The organism is Bordetella genomosp. 7, from assembly GCF_002261265.1.
In the GTDB taxonomy this organism is placed as follows: Bacteria; Pseudomonadota; Gammaproteobacteria; order Burkholderiales; family Burkholderiaceae_B; genus Bordetella_A.
Map to the genome: position 1 here is coordinate 365,088 of NZ_NEVK01000004.1, position 17,445 is coordinate 382,532.

16 protein-coding genes are annotated in these 17,445 nt (G+C 66.0%); 5 read left to right on the plus strand and 11 right to left on the minus strand.

Annotated elements, in window-relative coordinates:
* Positions 1-238: 238 nt before the first annotated feature.
* The 3 genes from CAL19_RS08880 to CAL19_RS08890 all read right to left on the minus strand — a co-directional run bounded on the left by CAL19_RS08880 (position 239) and on the right by CAL19_RS08890 (position 2,816).
* Entirely contained in the window at positions 239-1,657 is a 1,419-nt protein-coding gene (locus tag CAL19_RS08880; RefSeq protein ID WP_026637887.1) for a dihydrolipoyl dehydrogenase, read from the minus strand.
* A 107-nt stretch (positions 1,658-1,764) separates the two neighbouring features.
* Positions 1,765-2,493 (minus strand): glutathione peroxidase, encoded by a 729-nt coding sequence (locus CAL19_RS08885; protein ID WP_094796590.1) that lies wholly within the window; start codon positions 2,491-2,493, stop codon positions 1,765-1,767.
* 119 nt (positions 2,494-2,612) lie between these two features.
* On the minus strand, positions 2,613-2,816 hold the full coding sequence (locus CAL19_RS08890) for a heavy-metal-associated domain-containing protein (RefSeq protein ID WP_094796591.1): 204 nt from the start codon (positions 2,814-2,816) through the stop codon (positions 2,613-2,615).
* A 182-nt stretch (positions 2,817-2,998) separates the two neighbouring features.
* Here CAL19_RS08890 and CAL19_RS08895 point away from each other — a divergent pair, with 182 nt between their 5' ends.
* Both CAL19_RS08895 and cueR read left to right on the plus strand, forming a co-directional pair.
* Positions 2,999-5,296 (plus strand): heavy metal translocating P-type ATPase, encoded by a 2,298-nt coding sequence (locus CAL19_RS08895; RefSeq protein ID WP_094796592.1) that lies wholly within the window; start codon positions 2,999-3,001, stop codon positions 5,294-5,296.
* A complete protein-coding gene (gene cueR / locus CAL19_RS08900) occupies positions 5,293-5,688 on the plus strand; it encodes a Cu(I)-responsive transcriptional regulator (protein WP_094796593.1) in 396 nt (131 codons plus the stop codon). Before CAL19_RS08895 ends, cueR begins: the two co-directional genes overlap by 4 nt.
* Positions 5,689-5,748: 60 nt before the next feature.
* On the opposite strand, the gene rlmD is transcribed toward cueR, so the two are convergent.
* The 7 genes from rlmD to surE all read right to left on the minus strand — a co-directional run bounded on the left by rlmD (position 5,749) and on the right by surE (position 12,219).
* Positions 5,749-7,143 (minus strand): 23S rRNA (uracil(1939)-C(5))-methyltransferase RlmD, encoded by a 1,395-nt coding sequence (gene rlmD, locus CAL19_RS08905; RefSeq protein WP_094796594.1) that lies wholly within the window; start codon positions 7,141-7,143, stop codon positions 5,749-5,751.
* A 71-nt stretch (positions 7,144-7,214) separates the two neighbouring features.
* Positions 7,215-7,964 carry a TorF family putative porin gene (locus CAL19_RS08910; RefSeq protein ID WP_026637893.1) on the minus strand — a complete coding sequence of 250 codons (750 nt, stop codon included), beginning with the start codon at positions 7,962-7,964 and terminating at the stop codon, positions 7,215-7,217.
* Between the two features lie 332 nt (positions 7,965-8,296).
* Positions 8,297-8,908 carry a hypothetical protein gene (locus CAL19_RS08915; RefSeq protein WP_094796595.1) on the minus strand — a complete coding sequence of 204 codons (612 nt, stop codon included), beginning with the start codon at positions 8,906-8,908 and terminating at the stop codon, positions 8,297-8,299.
* A 101-nt stretch (positions 8,909-9,009) separates the two neighbouring features.
* A complete protein-coding gene (locus tag CAL19_RS08920; RefSeq protein ID WP_094796596.1) occupies positions 9,010-9,792 on the minus strand; it encodes a 3'-5' exonuclease in 783 nt (260 codons plus the stop codon).
* Positions 9,789-10,643, minus strand: coding sequence for a peptidoglycan DD-metalloendopeptidase family protein (locus CAL19_RS08925; protein WP_094796597.1), 855 nt, complete (start codon positions 10,641-10,643; stop codon positions 9,789-9,791). Before CAL19_RS08925 ends, CAL19_RS08920 begins: the two co-directional genes overlap by 4 nt.
* A 17-nt stretch (positions 10,644-10,660) precedes the next feature.
* Positions 10,661-11,476, minus strand: a complete 816-nt coding sequence (locus tag CAL19_RS08930; RefSeq protein WP_249276280.1) for a protein-L-isoaspartate(D-aspartate) O-methyltransferase — start codon at positions 11,474-11,476, stop codon at positions 10,661-10,663.
* A complete protein-coding gene (gene surE / locus CAL19_RS08935) occupies positions 11,461-12,219 on the minus strand; it encodes a 5'/3'-nucleotidase SurE (RefSeq protein ID WP_026637898.1) in 759 nt (252 codons plus the stop codon). Before surE ends, CAL19_RS08930 begins: the two co-directional genes overlap by 16 nt.
* Positions 12,220-12,421: 202 nt before the next feature.
* On the opposite strand from surE, the gene plsY reads away from it, so the two are divergent.
* A complete protein-coding gene (gene plsY / locus CAL19_RS08940; RefSeq protein WP_026637899.1) occupies positions 12,422-13,063 on the plus strand; it encodes a glycerol-3-phosphate 1-O-acyltransferase PlsY in 642 nt (213 codons plus the stop codon).
* Here the strand turns inward: plsY and tsaD are convergent.
* Positions 13,060-14,112, minus strand: coding sequence for a tRNA (adenosine(37)-N6)-threonylcarbamoyltransferase complex transferase subunit TsaD (tsaD, locus tag CAL19_RS08945; protein WP_094796598.1), 1,053 nt, complete (start codon positions 14,110-14,112; stop codon positions 13,060-13,062). The two genes, plsY and tsaD, sit on opposite strands and share 4 nt — an antisense overlap.
* Positions 14,113-14,187: 75 nt before the next feature.
* On the opposite strand from tsaD, the gene CAL19_RS08950 reads away from it, so the two are divergent.
* Both CAL19_RS08950 and CAL19_RS08955 read left to right on the plus strand, forming a co-directional pair.
* The gene (locus CAL19_RS08950) at positions 14,188-15,480 is read left to right on the plus strand and encodes an NCS2 family permease (RefSeq protein ID WP_026637901.1); all 1,293 of its coding nucleotides are present in this window, start codon (positions 14,188-14,190) and stop codon (positions 15,478-15,480) included.
* A gap of 873 nt (positions 15,481-16,353) precedes the next feature.
* Positions 16,354-17,370 carry an LLM class flavin-dependent oxidoreductase gene (locus CAL19_RS08955; protein WP_094796599.1) on the plus strand — a complete coding sequence of 339 codons (1,017 nt, stop codon included), beginning with the start codon at positions 16,354-16,356 and terminating at the stop codon, positions 17,368-17,370.
* Positions 17,371-17,445 lie beyond the last annotated feature (75 nt).

Genomic DNA, 17,445 nt, shown 5'->3' on the forward strand with positions numbered 1-17,445 from the left:
TCAGACACCCAAAGGGTGTCAGACACCCCCCGCATCACCCAACATCCCAGCCCATACACCAAACCGGTGTCTGACTCCCGAAGGGTGTCAGACACCCCCCGCGCATCACCCAACATCCAGCCCATACACCAAACCGGTGTCTGACTCCCGAAGGGTGTCAGACACCCCCCGCGCATCACCCTACATCCCAGCCCGCAAAGGATGTCAGACACCTGCCTACCGTGCCGCGGCGGGTGTTTCAGGCTGCGCGCTTTTCTGCCGTGCGGGCCTGTTCAAGGCGCGCGGCGGCGTCGCGCAGCGCTGTGCGCAGGCCCTCTTCCACCACGGGATGATAGAAGGGCATGTCGAGCATCTGGCCGATGGTCATGCGCTGCTGCACGGACCACGCCAGTAAATGACCCATGTGCTCGGCAGCCGGGCCGACCATTTCCGCCCCCAGGAACACGCCCGATTCGATGTCGGCATACACGTGCAGCATGCCCTTGTTTTTGAGCATGACGCGCGAGCGTCCCTGGTCGCCGAAATCGACCTCGCCGGTCACGAAGCTGCCCGATGCCAGGCGTGCATAAGGCGTGCCGACCACGGCGATCTGCGGGTCCGAGAACACCACGGCCAGGGGCGCGCGCCGCAAGCCGGGCTGCACGTCGGGAAAGCGCGCCGCATTCATGCCCGCGATGCGTCCTTCATCGGCCGCCTCGTGCAAGAGCGGCACGTCGGCGTTGGCATCGCCCGCGATGAAAATGGGCGACTGCCCGGCCTGCAGGGTGTCGCGATTGAACAGCGGCACACCGCGCGCGTCCAGCTCGATGCTGGTCTGGTGCAGATCCAGCCCGTCGACATTGGGCTTGCGCCCGGTGGCCACCAGGGCGTAGTCGAAGTATTCGGTCTTTTCGGTGTTGTCTAGGGCGAGAAAGCGCACTTCCACCTGATCGCCAACCCGCGCTGTAGACAGGACGCGCGCGTCCGGATCCAGGTAGAACTCGTCCTGGAAGACACGGCGCGCGCGCTGGCGCACGTCGGGGTCGCTGATGCCGCCCAGGCTGCCGCTGACGCCGAATACCCGCACCCGCACGCCCAGGCGCGCCAGGGCCTGGCCCAGCTCGAGCCCTATGACGCCGGGACCGAACACAGCGACGCTGCGCGGCAGGTCCTGCCAGGCGAACACATCGTCATTGATCACCATGCGGTCGCCCAGCGCCGCGAACGAGGCGGGCACAGAAGGCCGTGAACCGGTGGCTATGACCACATTGCCGGCCTGGATCTCGATGGCGTCATCCACACGCAGCACCGTATCGGACACGAAACGGGCGTAACCGGCGACCTTGTCCTGCGCCGGGATGTTCTCGACGCCTTGCAGGACAAACCCGACAAAGCGATCGCGCTCACGCCGGACGCGGTCCATGACTTCGCGTCCGTCGACACGCACGGCGCCGTCAATATGCACGCCGAACGCCTTGGCATGCGCCGCACCGTGCGCGGCTTCGGCCGCGGCGATCAACAGTTTGGAAGGCATGCAGCCCACGCGTGCGCAGGTGGTGCCATAGGGGCCGCCCTCGATAAGCAGCGCGCGCTTGCCGGCGCCGCGCGCCGCGCGATATGCCGCCAGGCCCGCAGTGCCCGCGCCGATGACGGCGACGTCGGTATGCAGTGATTTCATGAGTATTCCGTGCTGTGCCGGTGCCGCCGTACAAGCGGCAACCAAAGATAAGGCATGCCTGGCGCGCCTTGCGGCGGCCAGGTAAGCAGGCCCGCGTTGCGCCGGCCTCAGGCCAGATGAGCCTTCAGGTCTTCCAGGCCGCCCACCAGCGCGCCATTGATGAACACCTGGGGCGCAGTGCCCTTGCCCGATACGGCGCCGATGACGCGGCCCCGCACTTTGTGCTCGAGGGGAATCTCGATGGGATCGAAACCCTTCTCGACGAGCAACTGCTTGGCCTCGACGCAGAACGGGCAGCCCGGCTTGGAAAACACCACGGCCTGGTCGGGCTTCTTGGCGTTGGGGGCGATGTACGCCAGCATCGTGTCGGCGTCCGATACTTCAAACGGGTCGCCTTCTTTCTGCGGCTCGATGAACATCTTCTGCACGACGCCATCCTTTACCAGCATCGAATAGCGCCAGCTGCGCTTGCCGAAGCCCAGGTCGCGCTTGTCCACCAGCATGCCCATGCCTTCGGTGAAATCGCCGTTGCCGTCGGGCAGCAGCGTGATATTGGCGGATTCCTGGTCTTTGGCCCACTCGTTCATGACGAAGGTGTCATTGACCGATACGCAGATAATGTCGTCCACGCCCGCGGCACGGAACGTCGACGCCAGTTCGTTGTAGCGCGGCAGATGGGTGGACGAGCAAGTGGGCGTAAAAGCGCCCGGCAACGAAAAGACCACTACGGTCTTGTTCTTGAACAGATCGTCGGTAGTTACCTGTTTCCAGTCATTGCCCTGGCGTACGGGGAAAGTTACGTCAGGGACGCGCTGGCCTTCACGATTCTGCAACATCAATTCATCTCCTAGAGGTCGGTGGCCTAACCACCATGGAAGAGATGATAAATAGCCACTATCAATATATCAAATTTAATTATTAAACATAATCAATAGCTAGACACTATCAATACTCGCTATTTGATGATCTGTACCTCATATCCCGCATCGACGATCGCCGCGCGTACAGGTTCCATCGACGGCGCGCCTTGCACACTTACGCGTTTGCTGGACAGATCTGCGGTGACCTGCGCACCGGGCGCCGCCTGTTGCACGGCCTGGGTAATAGCCGACACACAGTGACCGCAGGACATGTCGGGAACATTGAATTCGAAGGCCATGAAAGCTCCTTGAGACAGTTTGACGTGGCCGGGCCGCGGATGGCCCGCCCGCTCTTCAGCACATGAGATGCCCAGGCTATACCTTCCCATGATGGGAAGGTCAACCGTATAATTCGCCGTTGACCTTCCCATTATGGCAAGGATGATACTACTGCCGTGTACATGCCCTGCCGGAGCCCTGCATGACCTCCCCTGCCACCCTGCACACCGAACTCGCCATCGAAGGCATGACCTGCGCCTCTTGCGTCAAGCGCGTCGAAAAGGCGCTTGCGGCGGTACCTGGCGTGGGAGCGGCCCATGTCAACCTGGCGACCGAACGTGCCCAGGTGCAGCACGGGCGCGATGCCGATGCGCAGGCGCTGGTGGCGGCAGTGACCCGCTTGGGTTATGCGGCGCGGCCTGTTACTGCCGGCGACGACACGGCCGCGATGCAAGAACAGGCCCGCACCGACGAGGCGCGCGAACTGCGCCGCGCTTTCCTGATTGCCTTGGTGCTGACCCTGCCGGTTTTTGTGCTGGAAATGGGCGGGCACGCAGTTCCGGCGCTGCATCACTGGGTGGCCGCCACCCTAGGCACGCGCAACAGCTGGCTGCTGCAGTTTGTCTTGACGACCCTGGTGCTGGCATGGCCGGGCCGAGTGTTCTTTATCAAGGGGCTGGCCGCGTTGGGGCGCCTGGCCCCCGAGATGAACTCGCTCGTTGCGCTGGGCGCCGGGGCCGCCTGGGCGTATTCCAGCGTGACCACCTTCATGCCGCAATGGCTGCCCGACAACGCGCGACACGTGTACTTCGAGGCCGCCGCGGTGATCGTGACCCTGATCCTGCTGGGGCGCATGCTCGAGGCTCGCGCCAAAGGGCGCACCGGCGCGGCCATCAAGCGCCTGGTCGGACTGCAGCCGCGCACCGCCCGCGTAATACGCGGCGAGCAGCCGCAGGACGTGCCCATCGAACAGGTGCGCCGCGGCGAACTCGTGCTGGTGCGTCCAGGCGAAGAAATTCCCATCGACGGCGACATCATCGAAGGCAATTCCTACATCGACGAATCGATGCTGACCGGCGAACCCATGCCGGTCGAGAAAGGCGCCGGCATGCGCGCCACCGGCGGCACGTTGAATACTTCGGGCAGCTTCACGATGCGCGTAACGCATACGGGCGCCGATACCATGCTGGCGCGCATCATCCGCATGGTGCAGGCAGCCCAGGGGGCCAGGCTGCCCATCCAGGCGCTGGTCGATCAGGTCACGGCCTGGTTCGTGCCCGCGGTCATGGCGACCGCCCTCCTGACCTTCCTTGCCTGGCTGGCGTGGGGGCCAGCGCCAGCGCTCACGCACGCGCTTGTCAATGCGGTTGCCGTGCTGATCATTGCGTGCCCGTGCGCGATGGGCCTGGCCACGCCGACGTCGATCATGGTGGGCACAGGGCGCGGCGCGGACATGGGCGTATTGTTCCGCCAGGGCGACGCGCTGCAATCGTTGCGCGACGTAGACATCGTGGCCTTCGACAAGACCGGCACGCTTACGCTGGGCAAACCGGTGCTTACAGACCTGCACGCCACGCCGGGTTTTGACGCCGTGCAGGTATTGAGCTGGCTGGCGGCGGTGCAGCAGCGATCCGAACACCCCATCGCACGGGCCATCGTGCAGGCCGCCGGCGAACGCCGGGTGCCCACGCTGCGCGCCTCGGAATTCCACGCCGTGACGGGCGCCGGCGTGCGAGCCACCGTCGAGGGCCGCAGCATCATTGCCGGAGCGGCGCGACTGATGCGGCAGGAAAACGTCGACGCGTCGATGTTCGCTGACCTGGCGGCGCAGTGGGGCGAAGCCGGCAAGACGCCCGTATATGTGGCAATCGATGGCGCCGCGGCCGCGTTGCTGGCCGTGAGCGATCCGCTCAAGCCCTCTGCTGTCGAGGCGATTGCCGCCCTGCACGCGATGGGCATCCAGACTGCCATGATCACCGGCGACAACGCCTCGACCGCCCGGGCCGTGGCGCGCCAGCTGGACATCGACGAGGTGCGGGCCGAAGTGCTGCCCGATGGCAAAGTACAAGCCATCGATGCGCTGCGTACGGGCGGCAAGCGGCTGGCGTTCGTGGGCGACGGCATCAACGACGCGCCTGCGCTGGCGGCTGCCGATATCGGCATCGCGATCGGCACGGGCACCGACGTGGCCATCGAAGCGGCGTCGGTCGTGCTGATGGCCGATGACCTGCGCGGCGTACCCGATGCCATCGGGCTGAGCCGCGCGACGCTGGCCAATATCCGTCAGAACCTGTTCTGGGCCTTTGCCTACAACGCGGCCTTGATACCCGTGGCCGCGGGTGCGCTGTATCCCGCCTTCGGCCTGCAACTGTCGCCCATGTTTGCCGCGGGCGCCATGGCGCTGTCGAGCGTGTTCGTGCTGGGCAACGCGCTGCGCCTGCGCGGTTACGGCGCCGCCGCACGCGGGCGGGCGCAGCACGCAACGGAGCCACGGGCATGAATATCGGACAAGCCGCGAAAGCCTGCGGCATTTCTGCCAAGATGATCCGCTATTACGAGAGCATCGGCCTTATCGGACCGGCCACCCGCACCGAGTCGGGCTACCGGGTGTACGGCGATGCCGACCTGCATACGCTGCGCTTCATCCGGCGAGCCCGCGACCTGGGATTCTCGGTGGAACAGATGCATGAACTGCTGGCCTTGTGGCGTGACCGCAACCGCGCCAGCGCCGACGTCAAGCGCATCGCCCTGGACCACGTGGCGGGCCTGGAACGCAAGGCGGCCGAGCTGCAGCAAATGGCCGACACATTGCGCCACCTGGCGCAGCACTGCCATGGCGATGGCCGGCCCACCTGCCCCATCATCGACGAGCTGGGCGGCCCCGCCGCCTGACCGGGCCGCGGGGCCGCCGCTGGCGGCGCCTGCTTACCCGGAAAGGAACCTGATACAGGCCTAGACGCCGGCCGCCTCGGATTCCGCTTCGGATTCCGCCTTGCTGCGCGCCCGTTGCTGGATCGCCAGCACCTCGTGGGCGGGCAAGGATTCGAACACCGCGATGGACTCGACATGGCCGGTGTGCGGGAACATGTTGATCACGCCCGCGCTCTTGAGCGCATACCCGCCCTCGTGGACCATGATGGCCGCATCGCGGGCCAGCGTGGCGGGGTTGCACGACACGTAGACAATGCGGTGCGGGCGCTCGTCCGGGCCGAGCACGGCCAGCGCCCGCGCCACGGCCTGCGCGCCTTCGCGCGGCGGGTCGATGAGCATGCGATCGAAATGACCCAGCCCGCGCAGCCACGCCACATCCACCTCGAACAAGTTGAGTGTGGCGAAGCGGGTGCGTTCGGACAGGCCGTGCCGGCGGGCGGCGTCCAACGCACGGTCGGTAAGCGCCTTGCTGCCCTCCACACCCACCACTTCCCGCGCACGCGTGGCCAGCGGCAGGGTGAAGTTGCCCAGCCCGCAGAACAGATCGGCCACCCGGTCGCCGGGCTGCGTGCCAAGCAGGTTGAGCGCGCGCGACACCATCGCGCGGTTGATGGCATGGTTGACCTGCGTAAAGTCGGTGGGGCGATACGGCATGCGCAGGCCGAACTCGGGCATCGTGTAAGCCAGCGTATCCGCATGGGCGGGATCAAGCGGGTGCACCGTGTCGGGCCCCTTGGGTTGCAGCCACCACTGGACATCGTAGCGTTCGGCAAACTGCCGCAGCACCGCGATGTCGGCATCCACGAGCGGCTCGAGGTGGCGCAGCACCAATACCGTGACGCCCTCGCCCAGCGACACTTCAATTTGCGGCAGGCGGGTGGGCACGGACATCTGCGCGATCATGCCGCGCAATGGCATCAACAGATCGCTGACGTGGGGCGGCAGGACGTGGCATTCGCGCATATCGGCCACGTAACTGCTCTTGCGTTCGTGAAACCCAACCAGCACTCCGCCCTTCTTGGGCACGACGCGTACCGACAGGCGGGCGCGATATCGATAGCCCCACGTGGGCCCGTGCAGCGGCGCCAGCATGCGCGCCGGCCGCAACCGGCCTACGTGCCAGAAAGTGTCTTCCAGGGCGCGTTGCTTGATGGCCACTTGCGCGCTGGGTTCCAGGTGCTGCATGGCACAGCCGCCGCACACGCCGAAATGCGGGCAGCGCGGCGCTACCCGCAGGGGTGACGGGCGCAGGACATCCTGGACGCGGGCGATTTCATACGACGGCTTGCGCCTGACAGTTTCTGCAGTGACGCGCTCGCCGGGCAATGCGCCTTCGACAAATATGGCTTTGCCATCGCGGTGGGCGATTCCCCGGGCCTCCAGGTCCAGGGATTCGATATTCAGTACTTCGGCCATCTTGGGTAGGTCCAGGCTGATTCGGGCAACCGGCCATTGTAAAAGAAGCCGAAGTGCTGCGCGCGCGACGTCTAGAAGCTGCGGCTGACGGAGAACACCGCGCCCAGCCGCCCCGACGGGTGGCCGTTCTTGGTGGGCAGCCAGTTGTCTTCGCTCGCCCCTACGGCGGCCAGCCCCAGTACCCAGCCATTGAGGTCTTTGGTGACCCCCAGCTTGTAGTCCACATAATGGCCGATGGAATCGCCATCCATGTTCTGCTGCTTCTTCAGCTTCTGGTAGCCCACGTGCGCCACCAGGCCCCAGCCTTCGCCCAGGTCGAAATTGGCCGTGCCGTCCAGATACCACGTGCCCTTCGTGTCGGGCGTGCTGAAGAAATCGCTTGGCGTGTACGAATACTTCAGCGAGTAAGAGCCGTAGCTGAGCCCGACGTACAGATCCGTGTTGTTGTAGTTGCCGCCCTTGGGCGACGAGGAACCGGGGTAGTAGTAATAGAGGGCGCCTACGTCAAGACCGATTCCGTGCCCCACTTCGCCCTTCCAGCCTCCGTAGAAGTCCATTTCCAGGTTGCCTTCCGGAAACACGTAGTCGGACACATTCGAGTTCCAGTTGCCCACATAAAAGCCCGAACTGTGGGACAGATCGAAACCCACCTGCACGGCGGGACGGAAGTTGGTCTGCGAGTATCCGCGGAAACGGTAGTCGTTGACGATGGTGGCGTTGCCGCTGAGCGAGAAGCCCGCGCCCAGGTCGGTTTCGGCGTATGAAGTGGCGGCGAATGCGGCGCAAAGCGCCAGGGGCAAGGCAAGCAGCGTGCGTTTCATGGATGCGTATCCTGTGCGGAAAGGTCCGGAACGCCGGCGGGACTGCCGGTCTGGTGTTTCCGTGGCGCCCCGGTGAAGCGCCACTGGCCCTGTTCACAAAGCACCTTTCATGCCAACTCCGGACATGCTGCATGCGCCGTGTCGACAGGCTTGCCGCAGCGCTGCCATGCACCGTATCGGGGCTGCACGCACATTCTCGGAGCAATCCGCCGGCCGGGCTTGCGCCGGTCCGGGGCATGCCGCCAGATGCCGGCCTCGCGCGAAAAAAAAGCGGCCCATAGGGCCGCCCGCCGGCAGGTGCTGCGCGTCTGCGCAGCACACCCGCGTGCACGTCAGTTGGCCGGCGCCGCGCTGGCCGCAGCAGGCTGCGCGGCAGAGCGCTCTTGCCTCTTGGCCTGCCTTTCCTGCATCTTGGCGATGCGCTGCTGCATCTTGTCGTGACGCGCCTTGACCCATTCGGCCACCTGCTTGCGTTGGCCATCGTTCAGAGTATCCCAGGCGGCCAGCCACTTGCCTTGAACCTCGCCGGCCTGCTGGCGGAATTGCTCGCGGCCTTCATCGGCGCTGGCCACGAGCGCCCGGGGGTCAAGCTTGCCATCAGCCAGCTGGCTCTTGAGCAGGTCGTGACGCTGGGCGCCGGCCTCGCGCATGGATTTGCGCAGCGCATCCTGGGACCGCCGGGCGGCATCAAAAGCGGACTTCTGGCTGGCGTCGAGCTTCAGCGCTTCAACCTGCTTCTTGGAAAGCGGGCCGACACCGGGGATCATGAATCCATCCTTGTACATGCCGAAATGGTGATGGCCATGTTTGCCGCCGCGATGGTGGCGCTGGTCATGGCGCGCGCCGTCGGCATCGGGCGCCGCGAACGCAGGAGCTGTGAAGCCTGCGGCGGCCACGGCCAGGCCAAGGGCGGCAAGCGTAGAACGGATCGCGATTCGGGACATAAAGGTCTCCTTGAAGTAGAACGCGAGACCATTGTCCGGCCGGGCCGGTTTCATGCGGGTTACTGGCAGCCCGCCCGATATTTCAGTTGGTTGCGGCCGCCCTAGCCCCCCGCGTTCCAGGCCGCCAGGTACTCGCGCCAGTGCGCGGCCTGGCTGCTCGCGAGGGTGTCGCGTACCAGCTGGACTTCGGCCTGGTATGCGTCGGTGTCGAGTTCGCCGCGCAGGAAACGGAAGCGGCAGTACACCAGCCAGGTGTTGACCACGTCGGTTTCACAGTAGGCGCGGATCTCGTCGGCCTTGCCCTGCTGCCATGCGGGCCACACCTGGCTGCCATCCATGCCCAGCTTGCCCGGAAAACCGCACAGCTTGGCCAATTCATCGAGCGGAGCATTGGCGCGGCCGTTGTACTTGGCCAGCAAGTCCATCAGGTCGATGTGGCGGTTGTGATATCGGCCCAGATAGTTGTTGAACTTGAACTCGCGGTCGTCTTCACCGGTATCCCAGTAGCGCGGGGCGGGCACGCCGTGGATCAGGCTGCGATAGTGCAGCACCGGCAGGTCGAAGCCCGAACCGTTCCAGCTGACCAGGCGCGGGGTGTAGCGTTCGATGGTCTTGAAAAACAGGCCGAGCAGCGTGGCCTCGGAGTCGCCCGGCTGGCCGAGTGTCTTGACGCGAAACCCCTGGTCGTCGCGGAACACGCAGCCGATGACGGCCACGCGCTGCAGGTGCAGGGGCAGGAAATCGTGTCCCACCGTGTCGCGGCGCGCCTGGAAGGCGCGCTCTGCGACTTCGGCGTCCGGAACTTCGGGACCCCAGCCGTTCAGCTTGCGCAGCCCGTCGACATCAGGCAGCGTTTCGAGGTCGAACACGAGCGTGGGCGTCATCGGGGCGGCAGATATTGCAGCGGGTCGACAGGCGTGCCCTGGCGGCGAATCTCGAAATGCAGGCGGGGCGACGTGGTGTCGCTCTGGCCGACTTCGGCGATCTTGGCGCCGCGCTTGACGGTTTGCCCGGTCTTGACCAGCAGCGTCTGGTTGTGCGCGTAGGCGGTGATGAAACCGTTCTGGTGGTTGATGATGATGAGATTGCCCAGGCCGCGCACGCCGTTGCCGCTGTACATGACCTTGCCGTCGGCCGCGGCGGCCACCGGATCGCCGAGCGAACCGCCGATGTCGATGCCTTTGGTGCTGCTGCTGAACGCTTGCAGAATGGGGCCGCTTGCCGGCCAGCCCCAGCTGATGAGGCTGGCGTCCGACGCGCGCGGCGGCGTGGGCACCGCGGCCGGCGCCTCGGCAGGCGGCGTAGCGGTGGCGGGCGGCTCGGGCTGGTCCAGCGGAACCGGCTTGGGCTCGGCGGACACGGCAGGGGTGACCGGCGTGGCGGGCGGCGTGCTGGCGCCAGCCGCGCTGCCGGACAATTTCAGCACCTGCCCCACCGACAACTGGTTGGCGTCGCTGATGTTGTTCCAGCGCTTGATCTCATCGATTCCCAGGTTATGCGCCCGGGCAATCTGGTATAGCGTGTCGCCCGGCTTGACGACATACGTGCCGCCCGGCTGCACCGACGCGGGTGGCTGGTTCGAGAGATCGACGACCGGGGCGCGGTTCTTGTTGAACGAGCACCCGGCCAGCAGTGCCAGGCTGAACATACCCGCCAGCCGCGCGGTTCGCGGCAAGCGCGCGGCGCGAACCGCGGGATAAGAAAGTTCGGTCAGTGGCAACTGCCCGTTGAGCATGTGTTTCTCCTGGTAGCTCAAGATTGTATTCCGGCCCTGAGCGGGACGAAGCGGACGGCTTCGAGCTCGGTGCGCTTCCAGCTGGCGGCGCCCGTACGTTCGATGAGCACCAGCCGCTGGCTGGATCCGCCTTCGGGTGCGATCAGACGGCCGCCCATCGCCAGCTGCGTCAGCAACGCCTGGGGGATGGACAGCCCGGCCGCAGCCACAACAATAGCATCGAAAGGCGCGGCGCCGGGCAGGCCCAGCATGCCGTCGCCATGGACCAGCCGTACGCGCGTGGTCAGCCGCAAGGCGCGCAGATGGGTGCGGGCCAGTTCGAACAGGCCCCGGATGCGCTCGATGGCGTGCACATCGCGCACGAACTGCGCGAGTACCGCGGCTTGATAACCGCAACCTGCGCCGACCTCGAGCACGCGCGTAGGCGTACGGTCTTCGCAGGCGGCGGCGATCATGCGCGCCACCACCCAGGGCTGTGAAATTGTCTGAGAATGGCCGATAGGCAACGCGGCGTCTTCATAGGCCCGGCTGGCCAACGCCTCGTCGACGAAAATGTGGCGCGGCACGGCGGCCATGGCATTGAGTACGCGCTCATCGCTGATGCCCTGGCTGCGCAGACGCTGCACCATGGCATGGCGCAGGCGGTCGGAGTTCAACCCCAGGTTGCCGCCCTGCCCTGCTGCCCCGCCGGCTGGCGCAGGCCGCGCCAGCGTGGGGGGCGAGATGCGGGTATTGCTGTTGGCCGCGGTAATGCCGGGCGCAAGCGCCGTAGATCCATACTGGGCCTGGCGCGGACGCGACGCGGCGCCGGGAGGTGTCACTGGCTTGCGCATAGCGGTTCCGCCCATTGCCGGACTTCGTCGAGCTGGCTGTGCTGTGTCAGGTCCAGGCGCAACGGGGTGATAGACACCGCGCCCTGCGTCACGGCATGAAAGTCGGTGCCGGGCGCGGCATCCGCGGCCAGGCCCACGCGGCCGATCCAATACACCGTATCTCCGTAAGGCGTGGTGGTGCGCACCACCGGCTCGGACGGATGGCGCTTGCCCAGCCGCGTGACCTCGATGCCGCTGATAGCCTCGTACGGCAGGCTGGGGATATTGACATTGAGCAGCAGGGGCGCGGCCAGGCGTTGGGCGATCTGCCTTTCAACGATCTGGCGCGCAATGCGGGCGGCCGCGTCAATGTGTTGCCAGCCCTTTTCGACCAGCGAGAACGCGATGGCCGGGATGCCGAACAGGTATCCCTCGGCCGCAGCGGCCACGGTGCCGGAATACAGGGTGTCGTCGCCCATATTGGCGCCGTTGTTGATACCCGACACCACCAGGTCGGGGCGGGCGTCCATGAGGCCCGTGAGCGCGACGTGTACACAATCGGAAGGCGTTCCGTTGACACACACAAAGCCGTTGGCGGCGGTGCGCACGGTGAGCGGACGATTCAGCGTAAGCGAATTCGAGGCGCCGCTGTGATTGGTTTCGGGCGCCACGACAGTCAGTTCGCCCAGCCCCTGCAGGGCCTGAACCAGGGCTTCCAGGCCTGGCGCCGTATAGCCATCGTCGTTAGAAACCAGAATCCGCATTGTGCATCCAGAAGAAAGCGCACTCATTGAAACGCGACCGATTGTACCGCCGTAATGCTGCCGGCCAGTGTCCGGAACACCACGGGAGCCGGGCCGCAGTCTGGCCTTATGGATAACCCGCAGACGCCGCCGCGGGCTGCGCGGTAGAATCCGCAGCCACGAGCTCTATGCGAGCGATCAGCTATCAAAACGGACTTCAGTCATGGTGCAGACAGCCCCTTCGTTCTTCTTCAGCGCGGCGCTTGTCGCCCTGGCCTACCTGATCGGGTCCATCCCCTTCGCGGTGGTGGTCAGCAAGCTGATGGGCCTGAAAGACCCGCGCAGCTACGGCTCGAAGAACCCTGGCGCCACCAATGTGCTGCGCTCGGGCAGCAAGGCCGCGGCCGCGCTGACGCTCGTGGGCGATGCCGCCAAGGGCTGGTTTGCACTGTGGCTGGCGCAGGCGCTGGCGCCGGGCCTGACCTGGAACGCGTTCGCCATGGTGGCGCTGGCCGCCTTTCTGGGCCATCTGTACCCGGTATTCCTGGGCTTTCGCGGAGGCAAGGGCGTCGCGACCGCCCTGGGCATCCTGCTGGCCATCCATCCCGGCCTGGCGCTGGCAACCGCGGCCACGTGGGTGATCGTGGCGGTATTCACCCGCTATTCGTCGCTGGCCGCCCTGGTGGCCGCGTTTTTCGCGCCCGTGTACTACCTGTTCGGTTCCGGCGTGGCGTGGTACGCCCAGGCGCCCATCGGCGTGGCGCTGGGCGTCATTACCATTTTGCTGTTCTACCGGCACCGCGCCAATATTGCACGGCTGATGGCCGGCACAGAAAGCCGCATCGGCAGCCGTAAAAAAGCCTAGCGCGCGGGGGCCGCGTCCGCGCCAATGTCGGCCAGGTCCCAGCGGGGCCGCACGGTAAACGCGTGCTGGCCGGCGCGCAGCGTGGCCAGGCCCGCCTTGACCCGCTCGGCCGCGGCAAAGGCGATCATGGCGCCATTGTCGGTGCACAGTGACAGCGGCGGGAAATAGGCGCGTGCGCCCAAGGGCTTCAAGGCGCGCGCGAGCTGTTCGCGCAACTGTTCGTTGGCGCCCACCCCTCCGGCCACCACCAGGCGCTTCAGCCCCGTTTGCTTGAGCGCGCGCGCGGACTTGGCCACCAGCACTTCAACAATCGCCGCCTGCGTGGCCGCCGCCAGGTCGGCGCGCGCGGCATCATCCAGCCCCCCTTCGCGCTCGGCCTCTTTTACCCGCGTCAGGACGGCGGTTTTCAGGCCGCTGAAGCTGAAGTCCAGGTCGCCGCTGTGCAGCATGGGGCGCGGCAGGACGAAACGCTGCGCATTGCCGTGGGACGCCAGGCGCGCCAGCGCCGGCCCGCCGGGGTACCCCAGGCCCAGCAGCTTGGCCGACTTGTCGAACGCCTCGCCCGCCGCGTCATCCAGGGTTTCGCCCAGCAAGGCGTAGCGGCCCACGCCGTCCACACGCATCAGCTGCGTATGGCCGCCCGACACCAGCAGCGCCACAAAAGGGAAATCGGGGCGCGGATCATCCAGCAGAGGCGACAGCAAATGCCCTTCCAGGTGATGAATGGGAATGGCAGGCAGTCCGCGGGCCCAGGCAAATGCCTGCGCCACACTGGCGCCGACCAGCAAGGCCCCGGCCAGGCCCGGCCCGGCCGTGTAGGCCACCGCGTCGACATCCTGCAGGCCCAGGCCCGCATCGGCCAGAACCTGGCGGGCCAGCGGCACTGTGCGGCGGATATGGTCGCGCGAGGCGAGCTCGGGCACCACGCCGCCGTATTCCTGATGCATGGCGATCTGGGTATGTAGCGCGTGCGAGAGCAAACCGCGTTCGGTGCATACGGCCGCCACGCCGGTTTCATCACACGAACTTTCAAAGCCTAGGATGATCATGGCAGGAAGTTTACATCTGGTGCGAAAATGGCGGCTTTCTAACACCGCGCCTACCAATTACCGGGGAACCGAAAAATGCTGGAGAAGCTATTCAAACTGCGCGAGCACGGTACCAATGCCCGTACCGAGATCGTCGCCGGCCTGACGACATTCCTGACGATGTCCTACATCATCTTCGTCAATCCGGATATCTTGTCGTCAACCGGCATGGACCGTAATGCCGTGTTTGTCGCCACATGCCTGGCCGCCGCGCTGGGCACTCTGATCATGGCGCTGGTGGCCAACTGGCCCATCGGGATGGCGCCTGGCATGGGCCTGAATGCCTTCTTCGCGTTCACCGTGGTCAAGACCATGGGCTATACCTGGGAACAGGCGCTGGGCGCAGTGTTCATCTCCGGCGTGATCTTCCTGCTGCTTACCGTTACCGGCGCGCGCGGATGGCTGATCAAGGGCATTCCGCATTCGCTGCGCAGCGCCATCGCGGCCGGCATCGGGCTGTTCCTGGCCATTATCGCGCTGTCCAACGCCGGTATCGTGGTGGCGCATCCGGCTACCAAGGTAACCTTGGGCGACCTGCGCGGCCACGGCCCGCTGTTCGCCATTCTGGGGTTCTTCATCATCGCAGCGCTGGACGCATTGCGCGTGCGCGGAGCCATCCTGATCGGCATCCTGGCCGTCACGCTGCTGTCCATGGCCCTGGGCTACAACGAATTCCACGGCGTCTTCTCGTCGCCGCCCAGCCTGGCGCCCACGTTCATGCAACTGGACATCATGGGCGCCCTGCACACGGGCTTCGTGCACGTGATCCTGGTGTTCGTGCTGGTTGAAGTCTTCGACGCCACCGGCACGCTGATGGGCGTGGCCAAGCGGGCCGGCCTGGTGCCCGAAGACCGCCCCAACCGCCTGGGCCGCGCGCTCTTCGCAGACAGCACCGCCATCGTGGCCGGCTCCGTGCTGGGCACCAGCAGCACAACCGCATATGTCGAAAGCGCCTCGGGCGTACAAGCCGGCGGCCGCACCGGCCTGACGGCACTGGTGGTCGGCGTGCTGTTCCTGGCCGCACTGTTCATTTCGCCGCTTGCCGGCTCGGTGCCCGCCTACGCCACGGCGCCCGCCCTGCTCTATGTGGCGGGCCTGATGATGCGCGAGCTGATCGATATCGACTGGAACGAAGTGTCCGAAGCCACTCCCGCGGCTTTGACGGCGCTGATCATGCCATTCACCTATTCGATCGCCAACGGGCTGGCCTTCGGGTTCATCAGCTACGTCGTGCTCAAGACCTGCACCGGCCGCGCCCGCGAAGTCCATGCCGCCACGTGGCTGGTGGCAGCGCTGTTCGTCATACGGTACGCATTCTTCCCCGAGTGACGGATAGAGCATGAAGCGAGTGCAGCTCGCTGCGGGAACCGGTCTCGGTGTCTGACACCCTTCGGGAGTCAGACACCTGACGAAGTCCGCGAGACCCAGGCTTCCTGGTCGGGGCGGCTGATCGCGGTGTCTGACACCCTTCGATCTCGATGTCTGACACCCTTCGGGAGTCAGACACCTGACGAAGTCGGCGAGACCCAGGCTTGCTGGTCGTGGTGCCTGATCGCGGTGTCTGACTCCCTTCGGGTGTCAGACACCTGGCGGATATGCGCGCCCGCGCGAGAACGACACCGCTCCATCGCTTTCTTGCCACAGTCCCGCGCCGTGGGGGCTTGCAGGGCGGCGCGTTGGGCGGCGGGGCAGCCGGCGCAGCCGGCCGAGGGCGCCTGCATGCGCCCGAGCCCGACGCACGTGCGCCGCCCTGCAAGCCCCCACGGCGCGGGACGGCGCCAGAACCGAACAAGGCCGCGACTGCTTACCGGTGTCTCGATGTCTGACACCCTTCGGGAGTCAGACACCTGACGCACTCTACGGGGGCAGGCACCTGACGCACTCTACGGCGGTCAGACGCCTGTCGTACCCCGCGGAAGTCGGGCATGGGACGAAGCTGACCCGCACCGGACTGCACAGCCCGTCGTTGCCATGCCGGCGCCTACGCCGGACGCTGCGTCCATCGGCATGGCGATTGCGTGCCTGCGCGCCAACAGCAACCCGCCCGTGCATACTTCCTCGGCCATTGGCAGTTTCTATCGACCTGATCAAGAGTGCGGTTGATCGCGCCTTGCAGCGCAATCGCCGATACACTGTCCGGAAATTGCACAGGCGCCCGGCTTCGGGCGCTTTATTGTCATGACTTCCGGGAGCCTTACCACCATGACCGATCTGGCCCGCGTGCCGTTTTCCGTACTGGACCTTGCCCCCATCGTGCAGGGCGGCACTGCCGCGCAGGCGTTCCAGAACACCGTGGACCTGGCCCAGCACGTCGAGCGCTGGGGATACAAGCGGTTCTGGCTCGCCGAACACCACAACATCACCGGAGTGGCCAGCAGCGCCACCGCCGTGCTCATCGGCCACGTTGCCGCCCGCACCAGCACCCTGCGAGTGGGTTCGGGCGGCATCATGCTGCCCAACCATGCCCCGCTGATCATCGCCGAACAGTTCGGCACCCTGGAAAGCCTGTTTCCCGGACGCATCGACCTGGGCCTGGGCCGCGCGCCGGGCAGCGACGGCGCCACACAGCACGCCTTGCGGCGCGGCCCGCGCAGCGGGCTGGAATTTCCTGCCCTGCTCGACGAACTGCGCGCCTTCCTGGCGCCGGAACGCCCCGGCCAGAGCGTGCGCGCCATTCCCGGCGCCGGCCTGGACATCCCCATCTGGCTATTGGGTTCCAGCGACTTCAGCGCACGCCTGGCAGCCGAACTGGGGCTGCCCTTCTCGTTCGCCGGCCACTTCTCGCCCGAAGGCATGGCCGCCATGCGCCTGTACCGGCATCTGTTCAAGCCATCGGCAACGCTGTCGCGCCCCTACGCGATGATAGGCGTACCGGTAATCGCCGCCGACACCGACGAGCACGCCCGTTACCTGGCCACCACCCAGCAATTGAAATTCCTGTCGCTGGTGCGCGGCAACCGCCTGCAGCTGCAGCCCCCGGTCGCCAGCATGGACGGGCTCTGGAACGAGTGGGAGCAGCATGCAGTGGAACAGAAACTGGCAGCCTCGATCGTCGGAGGCCCTGCCACCGTCAAGGCCGGTCTGCAGGCGCTGATCGCCCAGACCGAGGCCGACGAGGTCATGATTGTTTCCGATTTCTATCGCCACGCCGATCGCCTGCGCTCTTACGAAATACTTGCTACGCTGAAGCAAAACGCAGCCGCCCAGGCCGCAGCGTAGGCCCGCACCCCCGCCCCGCGGCGGGATTTTCGCGCGGACGCCCGGCAAGCGCCCGCCCAATCGGCCGATCCGGCC

Coding starts and splice junctions, on each gene's coding strand:
- CAL19_RS08880 (WP_026637887.1), bottom strand. CDS start 1,657: ATGAAATCACTGCATACCGACGTCGCCGTCATCGGCGCGGGCACTGCG.
- CAL19_RS08885 (WP_094796590.1), bottom strand. CDS start 2,493: ATGTTGCAGAATCGTGAAGGCCAGCGCGTCCCTGACGTAACTTTCCCC.
- CAL19_RS08890 (WP_094796591.1), bottom strand. CDS start 2,816: ATGGCCTTCGAATTCAATGTTCCCGACATGTCCTGCGGTCACTGTGTG.
- CAL19_RS08895 (WP_094796592.1), top strand. CDS start 2,999: ATGACCTCCCCTGCCACCCTGCACACCGAACTCGCCATCGAAGGCATG.
- cueR (WP_094796593.1), top strand. CDS start 5,293: ATGAATATCGGACAAGCCGCGAAAGCCTGCGGCATTTCTGCCAAGATG.
- rlmD (WP_094796594.1), bottom strand. CDS start 7,143: ATGGCCGAAGTACTGAATATCGAATCCCTGGACCTGGAGGCCCGGGGA.
- CAL19_RS08910 (WP_026637893.1), bottom strand. CDS start 7,964: ATGAAACGCACGCTGCTTGCCTTGCCCCTGGCGCTTTGCGCCGCATTC.
- CAL19_RS08915 (WP_094796595.1), bottom strand. CDS start 8,908: ATGTCCCGAATCGCGATCCGTTCTACGCTTGCCGCCCTTGGCCTGGCC.
- CAL19_RS08920 (WP_094796596.1), bottom strand. CDS start 9,792: ATGACGCCCACGCTCGTGTTCGACCTCGAAACGCTGCCTGATGTCGAC.
- CAL19_RS08925 (WP_094796597.1), bottom strand. CDS start 10,643: ATGCTCAACGGGCAGTTGCCACTGACCGAACTTTCTTATCCCGCGGTT.
- CAL19_RS08930 (WP_249276280.1), bottom strand. CDS start 11,476: ATGCGCAAGCCAGTGACACCTCCCGGCGCCGCGTCGCGTCCGCGCCAG.
- surE (WP_026637898.1), bottom strand. CDS start 12,219: ATGCGGATTCTGGTTTCTAACGACGATGGCTATACGGCGCCAGGCCTG.
- plsY (WP_026637899.1), top strand. CDS start 12,422: ATGGTGCAGACAGCCCCTTCGTTCTTCTTCAGCGCGGCGCTTGTCGCC.
- tsaD (WP_094796598.1), bottom strand. CDS start 14,112: ATGATCATCCTAGGCTTTGAAAGTTCGTGTGATGAAACCGGCGTGGCG.
- CAL19_RS08950 (WP_026637901.1), top strand. CDS start 14,188: ATGCTGGAGAAGCTATTCAAACTGCGCGAGCACGGTACCAATGCCCGT.
- CAL19_RS08955 (WP_094796599.1), top strand. CDS start 16,354: ATGACCGATCTGGCCCGCGTGCCGTTTTCCGTACTGGACCTTGCCCCC.